The following is an 18,837-nucleotide window of genomic DNA, read 5'->3' as shown; positions in this document are numbered from 1 at the left end:
GCCCGCGGAGAGTGTCATGAGCCGGATCGCGTCGCGTCGTCTTTCCACCGCTGCGGTCCTGTTCGCGCTCGCCGCGCTGCTGGCCGGATGCGGCAGCCTCGGCCGCATCGACCGCAGCGAGGGCGCGTCGCGCCGCATCGTCGACTACGACCGCGTCGTCGTCGGCGAATTCGTGAACAACGACCGCCGGCCGGCGAAGGACGAGGAGAGCGCCGCGGCCCAGGCCGCCGCGGTCGACGTCGGGCGGCGGGCCTTCGCCGATCGCATCGCCGAGGAGATCGGCAAGACCGGCGCCTTCGCCGAGGTCTCGCGCGAGCCGCTGGCCGGTCCGGCGCTGCGCGTCGCCGGCAGCATCGACCAGTGGGAGCCGGGCAACATCGCCGCGCGCTCGCTGCTCGGCTTCGCCGGCAAGAGCCAGTTCGACGCCACCGTGGTCATCAGCGACGCGCAGACCGGCGAGGAACTCGCGCGCATCGTCGTCGACCGCAACAGCTGGCCGCTGCCGATCGGCGCCTCGACCAATCTCGTGCAGACGGTCGAGTTCCTGATGGGGCAGGCGGCGGCGCGTGTCGCGTCGGAGCTCGCCGCGGCGCGTGGGGTTGCGGGAAGCAACCCGTAGGAGCGGCTTCAGCCGCGATCCTCGAACCCGCGCTTCCCGTAGGAGCGGCTTCAGCCGCGATCCTTGAACTCGCGCTGTGGAGGGATCGCGGCTGAAGCCGCTCCTACAGCGGGGGGGCGGGTCATTCGGGTGACAGCGTGGAGAGGAGGGCGCGCAGCCGCGCAACCAGCGCCTCGCGCTCCGCCGCCCCGTAGCGCTGCATCTTGCCGACGCCCCACACCGGCGCCGGCCAGGCGGCGTCGCCTTCCTCGCGCGCGACGACGTGCACGTGCAGCTGGCGGACGACGTTGCCGAGGGCGCCGATGTTGAGCTTGTGCACCGGACCCCAGGCGCGCAGCAGGCGCCCGGCGAGGTTCAGTTCGGCCAGCAGCAGGCGCTGATGGTCGCCATCGAGGTCGATCCACTCGACCGCCTCCGGCAGCCGCGGCACCAGCACCAGCCAGCGGAAGCGGGTGTCGTCGACCAGGCGCAGCTGCGACAGCGGGCCGTCGGCGACGGCGACGCTGTCGGCGGCCAGCCGCGGGTCCAGCGCGAACCCGCCCGCGACGCTCACCGCAGGTTCTTCTGCAGGAAGGTCAGGGTGCGCGACATCGCCTGGCTGGCGGCTTCCGGGCGGTGGTCGGGGTGGCCTTCGCGGGCGAAACCATGGCCGGCGTCGGGCCAGACGTGGATCTCCGCGGCCGGCAGCGCCTCGCGGTGGGCGGCGACGTCCTCCGGCGGGATCGAGGCATCGTTCTCGCCGAAGTGCAGCATCATCGGCGCCTTCGGCCGCTCCTTGAGCAGCGGCACGGTCTGCGCGCCGTAGTAACCGACCGACGGCAGGCCCATCCGGGTGTTGGCGAGGAAGCCGACGCTGGCGCCCCAGCAGAAGCCGACCGTGGCGACCTTGTGCTCGGCCTCGAGGAAATCGAAGGCGCCGCGGACGCCGTCGAGGGCGCCGTTGAAGCCCAGTTCCTCGCGGATCTCGCGGCCGCGGGCGATGCCGGCCTCGTCGTGGTCGAGCACCGTGCCCGGGTGCACCAGGTCGAACAGCGACGGCGCGATCGCCACGTAGCCGTAGTTCGCGAAGCGGTCGGCGACGCCGCGCACGAAGGGCGTGAGCCCGAAGATCTCCTGGATCACGATGACCGCGCCCTTCGGCGTCACGTGCGGTCGCGACAGCCAGGCCGAGATGCGCCCGTGGCGGGTGTTCAACGAGATGGACGGCATGCGCTCCCCCGTGTGTCCTGTGGTCCCCGGGCCAAGCCTACACCCGGAAAACCGGCGGCCGCAGGGCGGGCGCAGGGGGTGGGGTGTAGAATCCGCGGCCCCGCGCCGCGCCAGCCCAGAGTTCCCGCATGTCCGCCAGCCCGCCCCGCGTCGGCTTCGTCAGCCTCGGCTGCCCGAAGGCCCTCGTCGATTCCGAGCGCATCCTCACCCAGCTCCGCGTCGAGGGTTACGAGGTCGTGCCCAGCTACGACGCCGCCGACGTCGTCGTGGTCAACACCTGCGGCTTCATCGATGCCGCGGTCACCGAGAGCCTCGATGCGATCGGCGAGGCCATCGCCGAGAACGGCAAGGTCATCGTCACCGGCTGCCTCGGCAAGCGCGAGTCGCTGATCCGCGAGGCGCACCCGGACGTGCTGTCGATCAGCGGCCCGCAGGACTACCGCAGCGTGATGGAAGCGGTGCATGCGGCGCTGCCGCCGCAGCACGACCCGTTCCTGGACCTGGTGCCCGACTACGGCCTGAAGCTCACGCCGAAGCACTACGCCTACCTGAAGATTTCCGAAGGCTGCAATCACCGCTGCAGCTTCTGCATCATCCCGTCGATGCGCGGCGACCTGGTGTCGCGGCCGGTCGACGAGGTGCTGCGCGAGGCCGAGAAGCTGGTGCGCGGCGGCGTGCGCGAGCTGCTGGTGGTGTCGCAGGACACCAGCGCCTACGGCGTCGATACCCGCTATGCGCCACAGGAATGGCGCGGCCGCAGCTGGCGCACGAAGATGCTCGACCTCTGCGCGGGCCTGTCCGAGCTCGGCGTGTGGACGCGGCTGCACTACGTCTACCCGTACCCGCACGTCGACGAGGTGATCCCGCTGATGGCGGAAGGGAAGATCCTTCCCTACCTCGACATCCCGTTCCAGCACGCCAGCCCGCGAATCCTGAAGCTGATGAAGCGCCCGGGCGCGGTCGACCGGACCCTGGAGCGGGTGCAGCGCTGGCGCGCGATGTGCCCGGAACTGACCCTGCGCAGCACCTTCATCGTCGGCTTCCCCGGCGAGACCGAGGCCGAGTTCGAGGCGCTGCTGGACTTCCTCGAAGAAGCGCAGCTCGACCGCGTCGGCGCCTTCGCCTATTCGCCGGTCGACGGCGCCGCCGCCAATGCGCTGCCCGACCCGGTGCCGGAAGAGGTGAAGCAGGAACGGCTGGCCCGCTTCATGGACGTGCAGGCGCGGATCAGCGCGGAACGCCTGGAAGCCAAAGTCGGCAGCGTGCAGCGCTGCCTGGTCGACCTGATCGACGGCGACCTCGCGATCGCCCGCTCGACGGCCGACGCCCCCGAGATCGACGGCCTGGTGCAGATCCAGGATGGCGCCGCCGCCGGCCTGAAGCCGGGCGATTTCTGCGACGTGCGCATCATGGGCTCGGACGAGCACGACCTCTACGGCCTGGTCGGGGACGACGGCGAAGGCGAGTAACGCTTCACCACGCCTCACGCCATGCCCGTCCAGACTTCGCGCATGCCCGATACCGCCAGGACCCGCCGCACCAGCCCCAGCGTCCGCGAGCGCTTCGACGCGCTGCGCAACCTGCCGCCGTTCCTGAGGCAGATCTGGCAGACCAGCCGGGGCCTGACCCTGGCCACCGCCGGCCTGCGTCTGCTGCGGGCGGTGCTGCCGGTGGCGATGCTCTACGTCGGCAAGCTGATCATCGACGAGGTCGTCCGCCTGGTCGGGCTGGAAACCGGCCAGACCTCGCTGACGGCGTGGTGGGAAAGTGGCCTGCTGTCGCCGCTGCTCGGCCTGCTGGCGCTGGAATTCGGGCTGGCGGTGCTCTCGGACGTGCTCGGCCGCATCGTTTCGCTGGTCGACCAGCTGCTGTCGGAACTGTTCACCAACGCCACCAGCGTGCGACTGATGGAACACGCGGCGACGCTCGACCTCGAGGACTTCGAGGACAGCGAGCTGCAGGACCGCCTCGACCGCGCCCGCCGGCAGACGATGGGGCGGATGACCCTGATGGGGCAGCTGTTCGGCCAGGCCCAGGACGCGGTGACGATCGTCGCCTTCGCCGCCGGCCTGGTCGTCTACGCGCCGTGGCTGATGGCGCTGCTGGCGATCGCGCTGATCCCGGCCTTCCTCGGCGAGGCGCACTTCAACGCGCTGAACTATTCGCTGAACTTCTCGTGGACGCCGGAGCGGCGCGAACTCGAGTACTTCAAGCAGACCGGCGCCAGTGTCGAGACGGCGAAGGAAGTGAAGATCTTCGGCCTGCACCCGTTCCTGATCGCGCGCTTCCGCGACCTGTCGGCGAAGTTCTACGCCGCGAACCGCGCGCTGGCGCTGCGCCGGGCCGGCTGGGGCAGCCTGCTGACGATGCTCGGCACCCTGGGCTACTACGTCGCCTACGGCTACATCGCCTGGCGCACGGTGCGCGGCGATTTCAGCATCGGCGACCTGACCTTCCTCGCCGGCAGTTTCCTGCGCCTGCGCCAGCTGCTCGAAGGCCTGCTGGTCGGCTTCTCGCAGGTCGCGGGGCAGGCGCTGTACCTCGACGACCTGTTCTCCTTCTTCGAGATCCAGCCGGAGATCGTGTCGCCGGCGAATCCGCGGCCGGTGCCGGTGCCGATGCGCGAAGGCTTCGTGTTCGAGGACGTCGGCTTCCGCTACCCCGGCGCAGAACGCTGGGCGGTGCGGCATCTGAGCTTCGAACTGCGGGCCGGCGAGGTGCTGGCCCTGGTCGGTGAGAACGGCGCCGGCAAGACCACACTGGTGAAGCTGCTCGCGCGGCTCTACGACCCCGATGAGGGCCGCATCCTGCTCGACGGCCACGACCTGCGCGACTACGACCTCGACGAACTGCGCGCGCAGATCGGCGTGATCTTCCAGGACTTCGTGCGCTACCACCTGACCGCCGCCGAGAACATCGCCGTCGGCCGCATCGAGGCGCGCGACGATCGCGACCGCATCGTCGCCGCGGCCCAGCGCGCGCTCGCCGACGAGGTGATCGCGAAGTTGCCGAACGGCTACGACCAGGTGATCGGCAAGCGCTTCCGCAACGGCGTCGACCTGTCCGGCGGCGAGTGGCAGAAGGTGGCGATCGCCCGCGCCTACATGCGCGACGCCCAGCTGCTGATCCTCGACGAACCGACCGCGGCGCTCGACGCCCGCTCCGAGTTCGAGGTTTTCCAGCGCTTCAAGGAACTCAGCGCCGGCCGCACCGCGGTGCTGATCTCGCACCGCTTCTCCAGCGTGCGCATGGCCGACCGCATCCTCGTGCTCGCGAACGGCAGCGTCGAGGCCGCCGGCACGCACGAGGAGCTGCTGGCGGCGGGGGGGCGGTATGCGGAGTTGTTCGAGTTGCAGGCGGCGGGCTATCGGTGAGAAGGCAAGTAGTGGATAACAAATAGGAAGTAGTCGTCGCGGCGGGGGGAGCATCGATCTCCGGACACGACGCCGTTGCCCGCTATTTCCTACTTCTTATCCACTACTTGCCTTTCCAGCGCGTTCAATCGCCGTAAGACACGGAGAGGATGTAGAAGGAGGCCTTGCCGGCCGGCAACTCCACCTCGATCTCGTCCCCCTCGCGCCGCTTCAGCAAGGCCCGCGCCAGCGGCGCGTCGATGCTGATCCAGCCGGCCTTCGCGTCGGTCTCGTCGGGACCGACGATGCGGTAGCGGTGCACGTTGCCGTCGTCGTCCTCGAGCTCGACCGTGGCGCCGAAATACACCGCCTGGCGGTCGGCCGGGGCACCTTCGGGGACCTTCAGGGCCGGCAGCCGCTTGCTGAGGTAGCGCACGCGGCGGTCGATGCCGGCGAGCTGCTTCTTGCGCCAGGTGTATTCGGCGTTCTCGCTGCGGTCGCCTTCGGCGGCGGCCGCAGCGAGGGCGCGCACGACCTCCGGGCGCTGCACCCGCCAGAGATCGTCCAGTTCGGCCCGCAGCCGTTCGAAGCCGGCGCGGGTGATGATCGCCGTCGATTTCTCCGGCGGCGGCCGCCAGCGGCTCATGCTGGCGCCCTCATCGCCGGTTCACTTGCTGACGAACTGCCAGACGCCGTCCCAGCGCGGACCCGGATCCTGTGCGCGCAGGTGGGCGATACGGCGCAGGAACAGCGCCGACGCCGGATCGTCGGCCAGCGCCACGCAGGCCTCGAACCCCGCGGCGGCCTCGTCCCATTGCTGCTGCCGGTAGGCGGCGAGCGCGAGCTCGAAGTCGTTGCGCAGCTGCAGGCGGGTCGCGTCGACCTCGCCGCGGCGGCCGAGCAGTTCGAACACGCGCGCCGCCTCGGCCTTGCCGGCGACGCGGATGCGGTCCAGCTCGCGCGTTTCCATCTTCGCGCGCACCGCCGACCAGGCGTGTTCGTCGAGGATGATGCGGGTGCCGTATTCCTTGTTGATCGCTTCCAGCCGCGAGGCCAGGTTCACGGTGTCGCCGATCACGGTGTAACTGCGCGCGGTGTCGGAACCGATGCTGCCCGCGGTGACCTCGCCGGTGGCGATGCCGACCCGCAGGTTGAAGCGCGGCAGGCCGCGGCGCAGGCCGGTCAGGTCGGGCAGGCGGGCGCGGAATCCCTGCAGGCGGGCCAGCTGCTCCAGCGCGACCTCGCAGGCGAGCAGGGCATGCTCGTCCTCGCCGACGAAGGGTGGGCCCCAGAAGGCCATGATCGAATCGCCGATGTACTTGTCGATGATGCCGCGGTTGGCCAGCACCGGTTCGGACATCTCGGCGAGATAGCCGTTGAGCAGGCGCACGACGCCGTCCGGCGTCAGCTCCTCGCAGATCGCGGTGAAGCCCTCGATGTCGGAGAAGTAGACGGTCATCGGCCGCTTTTCGCCGACGCGGCCGGCAGCCTGCTCGTCGATCAGGGTCTGCACGATGCGCGGGTCGATGTACTTGCCGAACGTCGACTTGATGGCCTCCTTCTCCTTCAGGCCACTGACCATGAAGTTGAAGGACTGCGCCAGCAGCGCCAGCTCGTCGGTCGAATGCACGTTGACGCGGATGTCGAGGTCGCCGTCCTCGACCGCCTTCGCGCCGCTGAGCAGCTCGCGGATCGGCCGTACCAGGCTGCGCGTCAGGATCAGCGTGAAGGCCAGGCCGAGCAGCACCGCGACCAGGGTCGCGGTCCAGTTGAAGACGAGGGTGTCGCGCTCGACCGCCTGCGCGCGCCGGGCGGCGTCGACGGTATGTCCCTGCAGCAGGCGCGACAACGTGCCGGCCTCGCGGCTGACGTTGTTGCGGTTGGTCTCGAGCTGTTCCTTGAGGATCGCGCGGGCGCCGGCATCGAGCTGGTCGTGCTGGGCGAGGAAGCGTTCGATGGTCTCGTGCAGTGCGGTGCGGCCGCGGGCGATGAATTCGAGCTGCGCCTGCACCTTGCTCAGGTTCTGCACCTGGGCGGGATCGGCCGCGACCGACGGGTCGGCGAGCGCGGTCGTGACCAGTGCCATCGCCTGGCGGGCGCTGTCGTCCGAGCAGAGCCGCTGCACCGCGTAGGTCACCGCCGCGCGCTCCGGTCCGGCCGGGAAGTCCTCGCGCACCTTGCGCGACACCGCGCGCAGCGTGTCGCGGTCGCAGGGCAGCAGTTCGCCGGCGTAGCGCTGCGCCTCGGCCTGCAGCGCGGCGAAGCGCTCCGGCTCGCCCTCGCCGAGGAAGCGCTCGAACATCAGGATCTGCGACATGTGGCTGGCGCGGATCTCGCCGACCGTCTGCTCGAGCGGGATGTAGTACTCCGACAGCGCCGTCAACTGGCGGCTGAGCTGGTGCAGGTTCACCGTCGCCGACCAGGTCACCGCCGCCATCATCAGCAGCAGCACGATCGTCGCGCCGAAGATCTTGGCGCCGATCGGCCGGCGCACCTTGCCCTTGTCGACGACGGTGGCCTCGAGGCTCTGCAGGAGCTTGGTCATGCGGGTATCCGTGCCTCAGCGGCGCAGGCCGAGGCTGCCGAGGATGCCACGCACGATGCTGTTGGTGACCGTGCGGGTCGCCGACTTGGCCGCCGCCTCGACCGCGCCCTGGCGACGCTTGTTGCCCCACAGGAACTCGTCCATCCGCGAACGCGGCGCTTCCTGCGGCTTCGGCGTCGCGGCACCACGGCCACCGCCGCGCGTCGCTTCCGCCGGCCGTGCCGCCTCCGCCGCACGGCGCTGCAGGATCTCGGCCGCGGACTCGCGGTTGATCGGGGTGTCGTAGGCGGCGCCGACCGGGCTGCGCGCGCGCACGGCCGCGCGTTCCTCCGGAGTGATCGCGCCCATGCGCGCCCGCGGCGGCGCGATCAGCGCCCGCTCGACCGGCATCGGCACGCCCTTGTCCATCAGCATCGACACCAGCGCCTCGCCGACCGCCAGTTCACCGATCGCGCTGGCGACGTCGATCTTCGGGTTCTGCACGAAGGTCTCGGCCGCGGTCTTCACCGCCTTGCGGTCGCGCGGGGTGAAGGCGCGCAGCGCATGCTGCACGCGGTTGCCGAGCTGGGCGAGGATCTCGCCGGGGATGTCGTCGGGCTGCTGCGAGCAGAAGTACACGCCGACGCCTTTCGAGCGGATGAGGCGCACCACCTGCTCGATGCGCTGGCGCAGCGCCGGCGGGCAGTCGTCGAACAGCAGGTGCGCCTCGTCGAACACGAACACCAGCTTCGGCTTCTCGAGGTCGCCGACTTCCGGCAGCGATTCGAACAGCTCCGACAGCAGCCACAGCAGGAAGCTCGAATACAGGCGCGGGCGCAGGATCAGCTGGTCGGCGGCGAGCAGGCCGATCACGCCGCGGCCGTCGAGCGAGGTGCGCATCAGGTCCTCGAGGCGCAGCGCCGGCTCGCCGAAGAAGCGGTCGCCGCCGTCCTGTTCCAGGCGCAGCAGCGCGCGCTGGATCGCCGCCGCCGACTGCGGGCTGACCAGGCCGTATTCCTTCGAGATATCGGCGCGGTGCTCGATCACCAGGTTCAGCAGCGCGCGCAGGTCGTCGAGGTCGAGCAGCAGCAGGCCGCGATCGTCGGCGAGCTTGAATGCGATGTCGAGCACCCCGGCCTGGGTGTCGTTGAGCTCGAGCATCCGCGCGAGCAGGGCCGGGCCGACTTCGCTGACCGTCGTGCGCACCGGATGGCCGAGCTGGCCGTACAGGTCCCAGAACACCACCGGGCTGGCTTCCGGCGCCCAGCCCTCGACGCCGATCTGCGCGACGCGGGCGAGCAACTTCTCGCTGGAGGTGCCGGGCATCGCGAGCCCGGCGATGTCGCCCTTGACGTCGGCCATGAACACCGGCACGCCGATCCGCGAGAAGCCCTCCGCGATCGTCATCAGCGTCACCGACTTGCCGGTGCCGGTGGCGCCGGCGACGAGGCCGTGGCGGTTGCCGTACTTCGCCAGCAGCCAGGCCGGCTGGTCGCCGCGACCGACGAGGATGTCGCCCATGAACGCTTCTCCTGCAGGGATGCGGCGATTCTAGCCCCCGGGCTGCGCCGGATGACCGCCGGGATTCCGGCGTCTTTCCGGTGCACGTCGCGGTTGGCAGGCCAGGGCCGGACCGCTAGGCTGCGCCGCTGGAACGAGCGGGAGTGGTGGATGCGCGCGATCGGTTGGGCGGTGATGGCGGTGGCGGTGCTGGCGGCGGGGGATGCCCTCGCGGCGCGGCGCCCGAATCCGGCGGAAACCCTCTATGCCGACGTCGAGGCGGCGCAGGGCCGCTTCCGCGACGGTCTCGCCCAGCTGCGTGCCGGCGAGGTCGTGCCGGGCCGCGAGGCCATGCGCCAGGCCTCGGCGACCCTGCTCGAGCTGGCGAACCGTTGCGGCCGCACCCGCCGCTGCGACGTCGGCCGCGTGGTCGCCGCCTACGACGGCATGCTGCAGGAGAGCCTCGCGGCGGTCGGCGGCGAAGGCTTCGCCGCACCGGTCGGGGCCGATCGCCGCGAAGCCGGCGTGCTGTCGGTGATCCCCGAATCGGGTCGCGCGGTGGCGATGCTCAACGGCCGCGACCTGCGCGAGATGATCGAACTCAACGAGCCGGTGCGCGCCGCGCTCGCCGAGTGGCTGACCTGGATGCGCCCGCAGCTGATCACCAGTTGGGAGAACTACCAGGCGATGCGCTTCCTGATGTGGCCCGAATACGAACAGGCCGGGCTGCCGGAGGCGCTGCTGTTCGGCATCCTCGCGAAGGAGTCCAACGGCCGCGTGCATGCGGTGTCGCGTTCCGGTGCGGCCGGGCCGCTGCAGTTCATGCCGGCGACCGGTGCCCGCTTCGGCCTCGGCTGGCGCGACGGCTTCGATACCCGCTACGACCCGCAGCTGGCCGCCCGCGCCTCGGTGGCCTATTTCAACGAACGCTTCGCCGAACTCGGCGACGACCTCGAATACGTCGTCGCCGCCTACAACGGCGGCGAGGGCCGGGCGCTGCGCCTGAAGCGCGCGGCCGGGGGGCGCGACTTCTGGGATCCCGCCGTCTACGGCCAGCTGCCGCCGGAAACCCGCGACTACGTGCCCTACGTGCTCGCGGCGGCGTGGCTGTTCCTGCACCCGGAGGACTACGGCCTGGAGTTCCCCCGGGTCGACGGTGCGGCGACGGTGATGAACCTGCAGGCGCCGGCGTCGATCTACCAGCTGGCGATCTGCCTCGGCGGCCCGCGCGAGGGCTATTTCCGCGTGCTGCGCAACCTCAATCCGCGCTACGAGCCGCACGCACCGATCGCCGCCGGGACCGAGCTGCGGGTGCCGGTCGCGCTGCCGCCGCTGTACCAGCAGCATTGCATCAGCGGCGAGCGCGCGGAGATCGCCCTGAACCTGGTGCAGGCGCAGAAGCCGACGGCGGCGCCGACGGCATCGCGCCCGGCCGCGACCGCGCGTACCTACCGCGTGCGCAGCGGCGACACCCTGGCGGCCATCTCGCGCCGCAATGGTTGCAACGGCGCCGAAGCGCTGGCGCGGGCGAATGGCCTGCGCGCGCCCTACGTGATCCGCGCCGGCCAGGAGCTGAAGCTGGTCGGCTGCCGCGGCTGAAGCGGAAGGCCGGCCCGCGGACGCCGGCCGGCCGTCGGACTCAGAGCGCGTCCCAGCCCGGACGCGGCGTGAAGCGCTCGCCGTGGCGCGCCGCCAGCACTTCCAGGCGCGCCTTCAGTTCCTTCGCGCCGACCGCGCGGATGTGCGCGATCGGACCGCCGCGGAACGGTGCGAAGCCGGTGCCGAAGATGACGCCGGCATCGAGCAGGTCGGCATCGGCGACGACGCCGTCGTGCAGGCAGCTCACCGCCTCGTTGAGCAGCGGCAGGATCAGCCGGTCCTCGAGGTCGTCGGGGGCGGTATAGCCCGGCGGCACGTCCGGCTTCACCGGCTTGCCGTTCTCCCATTTGTAGAGGCCCTGGCCGTCCTTCTTGCCGCGCCGGCCTTCCTCGACGGTGAACGCGGCCGGCAGTTCCTGGCCGTGGAACGCGGCCATGATCCTGCCGACCGAGGCGGCGACGTCGAGGCCGACGGTGTCGACCAGCTCGATCGGCCCCATCGGCATGCCGAACTTCAGCGCGGCCTGGTCGATGACCTTGCCGGGCACGCCTTCGGCATGCAGCAGGATCGCTTCCTGCATGTAGGGCGCGAGGATGCGGTTGACCAGGAAGCCCGGGGTGCCGGCGACCGGCACCGGCAGCTTGTCGATCGCACGGCAGAACGCGGCGAGCCGGCGGGTGGTCTCGGGGTCGACGCCGTCGTGCTGCACGATTTCGACCAGCGGCATCATCGCCACCGGGTTGAAGAAGTGCAGGCCGGCGAAGCGCGCCGGATCGCGACGGCCGGCACGCAGTTCCGTCAGTGCGATCGACGAGGTGTTGCTGACCAGCAGCGCGCCCGGCTTCAGGGTCTCCTCGACCTTCGCGAACAGCGCCTGCTTGGCCTCGAGGTTCTCGAAGATCGCCTCGATCACCAGGTCGGCGTCGGCGACACCCGCGCCCTCCACGTCGGCGCGCAGGCGGGCGGAGGTGTCGGCGCGCTTCGCCGGGTCCTTCACCTTCTTCTCGAACAGCGCCGCGGCGCGCGCCAGCGCCGGTTCGATGAACTTCAGCTCACGGTCCTGCAGGGTGACCTCGAAGCCGCGCAGCGCGCACCAGGCGGCGATGTCGCCACCCATCACGCCGGCGCCGATCACGTGCACCTTGCGGATGCCGTGCTCCTTGCCGCCCAGGCCCTTCAGGCGGTCCATCAGGAAGAACACGCGGACCAGGTTCGCGGCGGTCGGCGTGGTCGCGAGCTTGACGACCGAGCGCGCCTCGGCCTTCAGCGCCTCGCGCGCGGATTTGCCGCCGGCGCGGCGCCAGGTGTCGATCAGCGCGAACGGCGCCGGGTAGTGCTCGCGGCGGGCCTTGCGCGCGGTCGCCTTGCGGATCTGCGGCGCCAGCAGGGCGCGTGCGGGCAGGGTGTTGGTGGCCCAGGCCGTCAGCCGCTGCTTGAACGGGCGGGTGCTGCCGCGCAGCGCCAGGTTCACCGCCTCGTCGACCAGCACGGCCGGGGCGACGACCTTGTCGACCAGGCCCATCGCCTTCGCCGACGACGCCGACAGCGAACGCCCGGTCAGCATCAGGTCCATCGCCGCCGGGGCGCCGAGCAGGCGCGGCGCGCGCACGCTGCCGCCCCAGCCCGGATAGATGCCGAGCTTGATCTCGGGCAGGCCGATCCGGGTTTTCCCGTCGCTGCTGGCGATGCGGTAGCGGCAGGCCAGCGCCAGTTCGGTGCCGCCGCCCATGCAGTGGCCGTGGATCGCCGCGACCGTCGGGCAGCGCAGCTCGGCGATGCGCTGGAAGATCAGCTGGCCGCGGCGGATCCAGTCCTCGACCAGGCCCTTGGCGGCGATGTCGCCGAAGGCGGTGATGTCGGCGCCGGGGATGAAGCCGGCGGCCTTGCCGGAGCGGAAGACGATGGCCTTCGGCGGTTCGAGCACGATCCGCTCCAGCATCGCGTCGAGCTCGTCCAGCACGGCCCGCGACAGGGCGTTGACGTTCTGGTCGGCACGGTCGAGGGTGAGCACGAGGACGCCGTCGGCGCGGGGTTCGGGGTGCCAGTGCTGCAGGCGAAGTCCGTCGAACATGCGGGCTCCATACGATGGGGTAGGGAAGGAGGTCGTATCATCCGGACACGGCCCCGGAGGGTCAAACGCCACGTTTCCCGCGCCGGAACTTTCCGGGTGGCAGGATGTCCATGCAGCGGCCCCGGACGGCCGCAGGAGCAGCGGCCCGGATGGGCGATCACGAACAGGACCTGGCCCTCGTCAAGCGTGTGCAAGCCGGTGACAACTCGGCCTTCGACCTGCTGGTGCGCAAGTACCAGCACCGCATCGGCGCCGTCGTGCACCGCTTCGTCGGCGACGCCGCCGAGGCGCAGGACCTGGTGCAGGACAGCTTTCTGCGCGCCTGGCGGGCGCTGCCGGGCTTTCGTGGCGACGCCCAGTTCTATACCTGGCTCTACCGGATCGCCGTGAACACCGCGAAGAACCATCTGGTCGCGCAGAAGCGCCGGCCACCCACCAGCGACATCGAGGCCGGCGACGCCGAGCGCATGGCGGTCGGCGATCGCCTGCACGACAACGACACCCCGGAACACGAACTGCTGCGCCAGGACGTCGAGGGCGCGGTCACCGACGCCGTCGCGGCGCTGCCGCCGGAACTGCGCGAGGCGATCACCCTGCGCGAGGTCGACGGCCTGAGTTACGAAGAGATCGCGGCGCGCATGCAGTGCCCGATCGGCACGGTGCGGTCGCGGATCTTCCGCGCCCGTGAGGCGATCGACCAGCGGCTGCGGCCGCTGCTCGGCGACGAGAGGAGCAAGGCATGAGCGAAGTCCTGGACCCGGCCCTGCGCGAGCAGCTCAGCGCGTGGATGGACGGCGGCCTGGCGCCGGACGAGGCGCGCTTCCTGCAGCGCCGGCTCGACCACGACCCGCAGCTGCGGGCGCAGTGGGAACGCTGGCAGCTGGCGCGGGCGGTGCTGCGTGGCGAGCGCGTGCGGACGGTTTCCGTCGCCGGCGCCGTCGCACGGCAGCTCGCGATGGAAACGGCCGCCACGGCGCCGGCATCCGCGGCGGCGCGTCGCCCGCTGCGTTCCGGGCTGCTGCCGCGCACGAACTTCGAACGCGGGCTGGCCGCCGCTGCCGCGGTCGCGTTCGCGGTGATGCTCTGGCCGGGCGAGCAGGCGCCGAGCGCTGAACCGGCCGCCGGACCGGCGATCGCCGCCGCTCCTGCGACGACCCCCACCACCTCACCGCTGTCGCGGCCGCCGGCGGCACGGACGCCGACGCCGCTGCTGCCCGCCGCCGTCGGCACGCCGACGCTGACCGACATCCGCGACCTGCCGCTGGCCGAAGGCCTGCCGCTGCAGTCTTGGCCGCGTACGCTCGCGCCGAATGCGCCGGTGGTCGCCGGTGCCATGCTGCGGCTGCCGCCGGCGGCGGACTTGCCGGCGCCGGTCACGCCACTGCCTTCGTCGCCGCCGCCTCCGCCGCCCGATGCGGTGGAGAACGGCCGCGGCAGGGACGCCACGACGTCCACCACGCCGCGCCGCGAGCGCTGAGCGAACCACCTATCCGTCGTCTTTCCCGTCTGCGAAACCCAAGGAACCCACGAGCCCCATGAAGACCACCCCGCGAACCCCGTTGCTGCTGCTCGCCGCGCTGCTGACCGTCGCCTGCGACGCCCGCGAGCTGGACGCCGACGCTGCCCGCGCCGACGCCGAGGCCGCCGCCGAGACCGGCGGGCGCAGCGACGTGCCGCCGCTGGCCATCGAGACGGCGCGGCCCGGGGCGCCGGCGATCGTCGACCTGCCGGACTTCACCGAACTGGTCGAACGCACCGGTCCGGCGGTGGTGAACATCGAAGCCAGTGCCGGCAACGGCGCGCCGGCCCGCAATGCGCGCGAGGAGATCGCGCCCGATCCGTTCGGCGACGACGAGAAGGGCATCGGCCGCAACCCGAACACGCCGCGGCGCGGGGTGCCCGACCAAGACCTGCCGGAATTCTTCCGCCGCTTCTTCGACGAGCAGCCGGGCATGCCGGTGATCCCGCGCGGCGGGGTTTCCCAGGGCACCGGCTTCGTGATCTCGCCGGACGGCTACGTGCTGACCAACCACCACGTGGTCAACGGCGCCGACACGATCATCGTGCGCATGTCGGACCAACGCGAACTGACCGCCACGCTGGTCGGCAGCGATCCGCTGTCCGACGTGGCGCTGCTGAAGGTCGATGCGCAGAACCTGCCGGTGCTGGTGATCGGCGATTCGAACGGCCTCAAGCCCGGCCAGTGGGTGCTGGCGATCGGCTCGCCGTTCGGCTTCGACCATTCCGTGACCGCCGGCATCGTCAGCGGCGTCGGCCGCCGTTCGCTGGACCCGAGCCAGCAGTACGTGCCCTTCATCCAGACCGACGTCGCGATCAACCGCGGCAATTCCGGCGGTCCGCTGCTGAACACCGCCGGCGAGGTCGTCGGCATCAATTCGCAGATCTTCAGCAACTCCGGCGGCTACATGGGCGTCAGTTTCGCGATCCCGATCGAGGTGGCGATGAACGCGGTGCGCCAGCTGCGCGAGACCGGCCAGGTCGTGCGTGGCCAGCTCGGCGTGCGTATCCAGGACGTCGAGCGCGGGCGGCTGGAGGAGCTCGGGCTCGACCGTCCGGCCGGCGCCTTCGTCGACTCGGTCGAGAACGGCAGCGCCGCCGACCGCGCCGGCATCCGCCCGGGCGACGTGATCGTGCAGTTCGAGGGCCGCGACATCGGCCGCTCGGCCGAACTCCCGCCGCTGGTCGGCGCGATGGCGCCCGGCAGCAAGGTGCGCGTGCGGGTGATCCGCGACGGCAAGCCGCGCGAGCTCGAGGTCACGCTGACCGCGCTCGAGGTCGCCGGCGGCCCGGAACGTGCCCCGGCGCGGCAGCCGGCGGCCGACAACGGCCGCGCCTTCGGCATCGTCGTCGAGCCGCTGGACGCCGCCGCCCGCGCGGCGCTGGACCTGAAGGCCGGCGAGGGCCTGCTGATCGCCCGGGTCGAGGGCGCCGCCGCCCGCCGCGCCGGCCTGCAGCCGGGCGACGTGGTGCTGCAGGTCGGCCGCCACGAGGTCGGCAGCCTGAAGCAGTTCGCGGACGCGGTCGCCGCGGTCGCCGACCAGGACGAGGTCCGCCTGCTGGTGCGCAACGCCCGCAGCACCGGCTTCGTGATCCTGCCGACCCGCTGAACCGGTTCCGGCCCGGGCGCCGACGCGGCGCCCCGGGCCGGGCTTCCGGCGTGACGGGCCGCGCTTCCGGCGTGACGGGGGAAGGCCGCGGCGCTGTGCGATAATCCGCCGTTTTCGGCCCGCCGAACCCCTTCCCCCGGGAACCGCATGCAGCACATCCGCAACTTCTCCATCATCGCCCACGTCGACCATGGCAAGTCGACGCTGGCCGATCGCATCATCCAGCTCTGCGGCGGCCTCGAGGCCCGCGAGATGGAAGCGCAGGTGCTCGACTCCAATCCGATCGAGCGCGAGCGCGGCATCACCATCAAGGCGCAATCGGTGTCGCTGCCGTACACCGCGCTCGACGGCCAGGTCTACCAGCTCAACTTCATCGACACGCCCGGCCACGTCGACTTCTCGTACGAGGTCAGCCGCTCGCTCGCCGCCTGCGAGGGCGCCCTGCTGGTCGTCGATGCGGCGCAGGGCGTCGAGGCGCAGTCGGTCGCCAACTGCTACACCGCGGTGGAGCAGGGCCTGGAAGTGGTGCCGGTGCTCAACAAGATCGACCTGCCGACCGCCGACACCGACCGCGTCAAGAAGGAGATCGAGGCGGTGATCGGCATCGACGCCGAGGACGCCGTCGCGATCAGCGCCAAGACCGGCCTGAACGTGCGCGACGTGCTCGAGGCGATCGTGCAGCGCATCCCGCCGCCGAAGCCGGGCGACACCGACAAGCTGCAGGCGCTGATCATCGACTCCTGGTTCGACAACTACCTCGGCGTGGTGTCGCTGGTGCGCGTCATGCAGGGCGAGCTCAAGGCCGGCGACAAGATGCTGGTGATGTCCACCGGCCGCACCCACCAGGTCGACTCGGTCGGCGTGTTCACCCCGAAGCGCAAGGTGCTGCCGAAGCTCGGCGCCGGCGAGGTGGGCTGGATCACCGCGTCGATCAAGGACGTGCACGGCGCCCCGGTCGGCGACACGCTGACGCTGGCGAACGATCCGGCGCCGGGCCCGCTGCCGGGCTTCCAGGAAATGCAGCCGCGGGTGTTCGCCGGCCTGTTCCCGGTCGACGCCGACGACTACCCGGCGCTGCGCGAGGCGCTGGAGAAGCTGCGCCTGAACGACGCCGCGCTGCGCTTCGAGCCGGAGAGCTCGGAGGCGATGGGCTTCGGCTTCCGCTGCGGCTTCCTCGGCATGCTGCACATGGAGATCGTGCAGGAGCGCCTGGAGCGCGAGTACGACCTCAACCTGATCACCACCGCGCCGACGGTGGTCTACGAGGTGCTGAAGACCGACGGCAGCACGATGTCGCTCGACAACCCGGCCAAGCTGCCGCCGGTGAACCACATCGAGGAGATCCGCGAGCCGATCATCCGCGCCAACATCCTCACGCCCGAGGACTACATCGGCAACATCATCAAGCTCTGCGAGGAGAAGCGTGGCCGCCAGATCGGCATCACCTACCTCGGCTCGCAGGTGCAGATCAGCTACGAGCTGCCGATGGCCGAGGTGGTGCTCGACTTCTTCGACCGCCTGAAGTCGGTGTCGCGCGGCTACGCCTCGCTCGACTACCACTTCGAGCGCTTCGAGGCCGGCCCGTTCGTGCGCGTCGACACGCTGATCAACGGCGACAAAGTCGACGCGCTGAGCCTGATCGTGCACCGCAGCCACGCCGACCGCCGTGGCCGCGAGCTGTGCGAGAAGATGCGCGAGCTGATTCCGCGGCAGATGTTCGACGTCGCGATCCAGGCGGCGATCGGTTCGCAGATCATCGCCCGTTCGACGGTCAAGGCGCTGCGCAAGAACGTGCTCGCGAAGTGCTACGGCGGCGACGCGACGCGCAAGAAGAAGCTGCTGGAGAAGCAGAAGGAAGGCAAGAAGCGGATGAAGCAGGTCGGCCGCGTCGAGATTCCGCAGGAAGCCTTTCTGGCCGTGCTCCAGGTCGACAACAAGTAAGTCCCCGTCCCCCGAACGAGACCCCGTGTGGAACGCATGAGCAACCTGTTCGCCAACCTCGATTTCGACATCGCCGCGCTGCTGGTCGCGCTCGCCGCCTTCACCGGCCTGGTCTGGGCGATCGACGCGCTGTTCTTCGCGAAAAAGCGCCGGCTGATGCAGGCCGAAGGCGAGGAGGTCAGCGAGCCGGTCGTCGTCGACTATTCGCGCTCGCTGTTCCCGATCATCTTCGCGGTGCTGATCCTGCGCAGCTTCCTGGCCGAACCGTTCCGGATCCCGTCGATCTCGATGATGCCGACCCTGCTGGTCGGCGACTTCATCCTGGTCAACAAGTTCGCCTACGGCATCCGCCTGCCGGTGCTCAACACCAAGATCATCGAGGTCGGCGAACCGCAGCGCGGCGACGTCGTCGTGTTCCGCTATCCGGGCAATCCGCGCATTCCGAACGACCCGGCGGCCGGGCAGGATTTCATCAAGCGGGTCGTGGGCCTGCCGGGCGACCGGATCGAGTTCCGCGACCAGACCCTGTTCCTCAACGGGGTGGCGGTGCACAAGGAAGCCCTGCCGGACGCCTATGTCGGTGCCGGCGGCCAGGGCCGGCAGATGACCGGCGCCACCGAATTCGTGGTCCAGCTCGGCGACGTCAGCCACCACAGCCTCGAGATGAACCGGCAGTCGATCCTCAACGGTAGCTGGGAAGTGCCCGCCGGGCATTACTTCATGATGGGCGACAACCGCGACAACAGCGACGACAGCCGCGCCTGGGGCTTCGTCCCGGAAGAGAACCTGGTCGGCAAGGCCTTCCTGATCTGGCTGAACTGCGAGGACGTCACCTCGGCCTGCCGGCAGGCGTTTGACTACACCCGGATTGGCGATACCATCCGCTGAGTCAC

Annotated in this window: 15 protein-coding genes; 9 read left to right on the top strand and 6 right to left on the bottom strand. The window is 70.7% G+C overall.

From position 1 onward, the window contains the following. Positions 1-16: 16 nt before the first annotated feature. Positions 17-619: a DUF4410 domain-containing protein gene (locus tag K311_RS0103870; protein ID WP_026816233.1), complete on the top strand. Its 603-nt coding sequence runs from the start codon at positions 17-19 to the stop codon at positions 617-619. Positions 620-740: 121 nt separating this feature from the next. Here the strand turns inward: K311_RS0103870 and K311_RS0103865 are convergent, their stop codons facing one another. Together K311_RS0103865 and K311_RS0103860 are read right to left on the bottom strand one after the other, a co-directional pair. Then, positions 741-1,172: an HIT family protein gene (locus tag K311_RS0103865; protein WP_026816232.1), complete on the bottom strand. Its 432-nt coding sequence runs from the start codon at positions 1,170-1,172 to the stop codon at positions 741-743. Beyond that, positions 1,169-1,828 carry a dienelactone hydrolase family protein gene (locus K311_RS0103860; RefSeq protein WP_043797984.1) on the bottom strand — a complete coding sequence of 220 codons (660 nt, stop codon included), beginning with the start codon at positions 1,826-1,828 and terminating at the stop codon, positions 1,169-1,171. The genes K311_RS0103865 and K311_RS0103860 overlap by 4 nt, the downstream gene beginning before the upstream one ends. A 128-nt stretch (positions 1,829-1,956) precedes the next feature. Here K311_RS0103860 and rimO point away from each other — a divergent pair, with 128 nt between their 5' ends. Together rimO and K311_RS0103850 are read left to right on the top strand one after the other, a co-directional pair. Then, complete coding sequence (rimO, locus tag K311_RS0103855) at positions 1,957-3,297, top strand: 30S ribosomal protein S12 methylthiotransferase RimO (protein WP_026816230.1); 1,341 nt, start codon at positions 1,957-1,959, stop codon at positions 3,295-3,297. A 42-nt stretch (positions 3,298-3,339) separates the two neighbouring features. Beyond that, positions 3,340-5,202 (top strand): ABC transporter ATP-binding protein, encoded by a 1,863-nt coding sequence (locus K311_RS0103850; RefSeq protein ID WP_026816229.1) that lies wholly within the window; start codon positions 3,340-3,342, stop codon positions 5,200-5,202. A 124-nt stretch (positions 5,203-5,326) separates the two neighbouring features. Here K311_RS0103850 and greB read toward each other — a convergent pair whose 3' ends face one another. The 3 genes from greB to K311_RS0103835 are packed head-to-tail and all read right to left on the bottom strand — an operon-like array spanning position 5,327 to position 9,226. Next, positions 5,327-5,827 (bottom strand): transcription elongation factor GreB, encoded by a 501-nt coding sequence (gene greB, locus K311_RS0103845; protein WP_026816228.1) that lies wholly within the window; start codon positions 5,825-5,827, stop codon positions 5,327-5,329. Between the two features lie 21 nt (positions 5,828-5,848). After that, positions 5,849-7,726: an adenylate/guanylate cyclase domain-containing protein gene (locus K311_RS0103840; protein WP_051239439.1), complete on the bottom strand. Its 1,878-nt coding sequence runs from the start codon at positions 7,724-7,726 to the stop codon at positions 5,849-5,851. A gap of 15 nt (positions 7,727-7,741) precedes the next feature. Beyond that, positions 7,742-9,226, bottom strand: a complete 1,485-nt coding sequence (locus K311_RS0103835; protein ID WP_026816226.1) for a helicase HerA-like domain-containing protein — start codon at positions 9,224-9,226, stop codon at positions 7,742-7,744. A 150-nt stretch (positions 9,227-9,376) separates the two neighbouring features. Between K311_RS0103835 and K311_RS0103830 the strand changes: the two genes are divergently transcribed. After that, positions 9,377-10,804, top strand: a complete 1,428-nt coding sequence (locus tag K311_RS0103830) for a transglycosylase SLT domain-containing protein (RefSeq protein WP_026816225.1) — start codon at positions 9,377-9,379, stop codon at positions 10,802-10,804. A gap of 40 nt (positions 10,805-10,844) precedes the next feature. On the opposite strand, the gene K311_RS0103825 is transcribed toward K311_RS0103830, so the two are convergent. Further along, a complete protein-coding gene (locus tag K311_RS0103825; protein WP_026816224.1) occupies positions 10,845-12,875 on the bottom strand; it encodes a 3-hydroxyacyl-CoA dehydrogenase NAD-binding domain-containing protein in 2,031 nt (676 codons plus the stop codon). A 149-nt stretch (positions 12,876-13,024) separates the two neighbouring features. Here K311_RS0103825 and rpoE point away from each other — a divergent pair, with 149 nt between their 5' ends. From rpoE to lepB, 5 genes are all read left to right on the top strand, one after another. After that, positions 13,025-13,618 carry an RNA polymerase sigma factor RpoE gene (gene rpoE, locus K311_RS0103820; RefSeq protein ID WP_026816223.1) on the top strand — a complete coding sequence of 198 codons (594 nt, stop codon included), beginning with the start codon at positions 13,025-13,027 and terminating at the stop codon, positions 13,616-13,618. Beyond that, positions 13,615-14,352, top strand: coding sequence for a sigma-E factor negative regulatory protein (locus tag K311_RS0103815; RefSeq protein ID WP_026816222.1), 738 nt, complete (start codon positions 13,615-13,617; stop codon positions 14,350-14,352). The genes rpoE and K311_RS0103815 overlap by 4 nt, the downstream gene beginning before the upstream one ends. 58 nt (positions 14,353-14,410) lie before the next feature. After that, complete coding sequence (locus K311_RS0103810) at positions 14,411-16,003, top strand: Do family serine endopeptidase (RefSeq protein WP_026816221.1); 1,593 nt, start codon at positions 14,411-14,413, stop codon at positions 16,001-16,003. A 147-nt stretch (positions 16,004-16,150) separates the two neighbouring features. Next, the gene (gene lepA / locus K311_RS0103805; RefSeq protein ID WP_026816220.1) at positions 16,151-17,944 is read left to right on the top strand and encodes a translation elongation factor 4; all 1,794 of its coding nucleotides are present in this window, start codon (positions 16,151-16,153) and stop codon (positions 17,942-17,944) included. 36 nt (positions 17,945-17,980) lie between these two features. Then, positions 17,981-18,832: a signal peptidase I gene (gene lepB / locus K311_RS0103800; protein WP_043797995.1), complete on the top strand. Its 852-nt coding sequence runs from the start codon at positions 17,981-17,983 to the stop codon at positions 18,830-18,832. The last annotated feature ends 5 nt before the right edge of the window (positions 18,833-18,837 follow it).

Source organism: Arenimonas composti TR7-09 = DSM 18010 (genome assembly GCF_000426365.1).
Classification (GTDB): domain Bacteria; phylum Pseudomonadota; class Gammaproteobacteria; order Xanthomonadales; family Xanthomonadaceae; genus Arenimonas; species Arenimonas composti.
Note: the sequence above shows the minus strand (reverse complement) of the source record. Positions and strands in the feature narration are given on the sequence as shown.

What these genes read in the sequence shown, in the direction of transcription:
- K311_RS0103870 (WP_026816233.1), top strand. Translation starts at nt 17, where the DNA reads ATGAGCCGGATCGCGTCGCGTCGTCTTTCCACCGCTGCGGTCCTGTTC.
- K311_RS0103840 (WP_051239439.1), bottom strand. Translation starts at nt 7,726, where the DNA reads ATGACCAAGCTCCTGCAGAGCCTCGAGGCCACCGTCGTCGACAAGGGC.
- K311_RS0103860 (WP_043797984.1), bottom strand. Translation starts at nt 1,828, where the DNA reads ATGCCGTCCATCTCGTTGAACACCCGCCACGGGCGCATCTCGGCCTGG.
- K311_RS0103835 (WP_026816226.1), bottom strand. Translation starts at nt 9,226, where the DNA reads ATGGGCGACATCCTCGTCGGTCGCGGCGACCAGCCGGCCTGGCTGCTG.
- rpoE (WP_026816223.1), top strand. Translation starts at nt 13,025, where the DNA reads ATGGGCGATCACGAACAGGACCTGGCCCTCGTCAAGCGTGTGCAAGCC.
- greB (WP_026816228.1), bottom strand. Translation starts at nt 5,827, where the DNA reads ATGAGCCGCTGGCGGCCGCCGCCGGAGAAATCGACGGCGATCATCACC.
- K311_RS0103830 (WP_026816225.1), top strand. Translation starts at nt 9,377, where the DNA reads ATGCGCGCGATCGGTTGGGCGGTGATGGCGGTGGCGGTGCTGGCGGCG.
- lepA (WP_026816220.1), top strand. Translation starts at nt 16,151, where the DNA reads ATGCAGCACATCCGCAACTTCTCCATCATCGCCCACGTCGACCATGGC.
- K311_RS0103815 (WP_026816222.1), top strand. Translation starts at nt 13,615, where the DNA reads ATGAGCGAAGTCCTGGACCCGGCCCTGCGCGAGCAGCTCAGCGCGTGG.
- rimO (WP_026816230.1), top strand. Translation starts at nt 1,957, where the DNA reads ATGTCCGCCAGCCCGCCCCGCGTCGGCTTCGTCAGCCTCGGCTGCCCG.
- K311_RS0103810 (WP_026816221.1), top strand. Translation starts at nt 14,411, where the DNA reads ATGAAGACCACCCCGCGAACCCCGTTGCTGCTGCTCGCCGCGCTGCTG.
- K311_RS0103850 (WP_026816229.1), top strand. Translation starts at nt 3,340, where the DNA reads ATGCCCGATACCGCCAGGACCCGCCGCACCAGCCCCAGCGTCCGCGAG.
- lepB (WP_043797995.1), top strand. Translation starts at nt 17,981, where the DNA reads ATGAGCAACCTGTTCGCCAACCTCGATTTCGACATCGCCGCGCTGCTG.
- K311_RS0103825 (WP_026816224.1), bottom strand. Translation starts at nt 12,875, where the DNA reads ATGTTCGACGGACTTCGCCTGCAGCACTGGCACCCCGAACCCCGCGCC.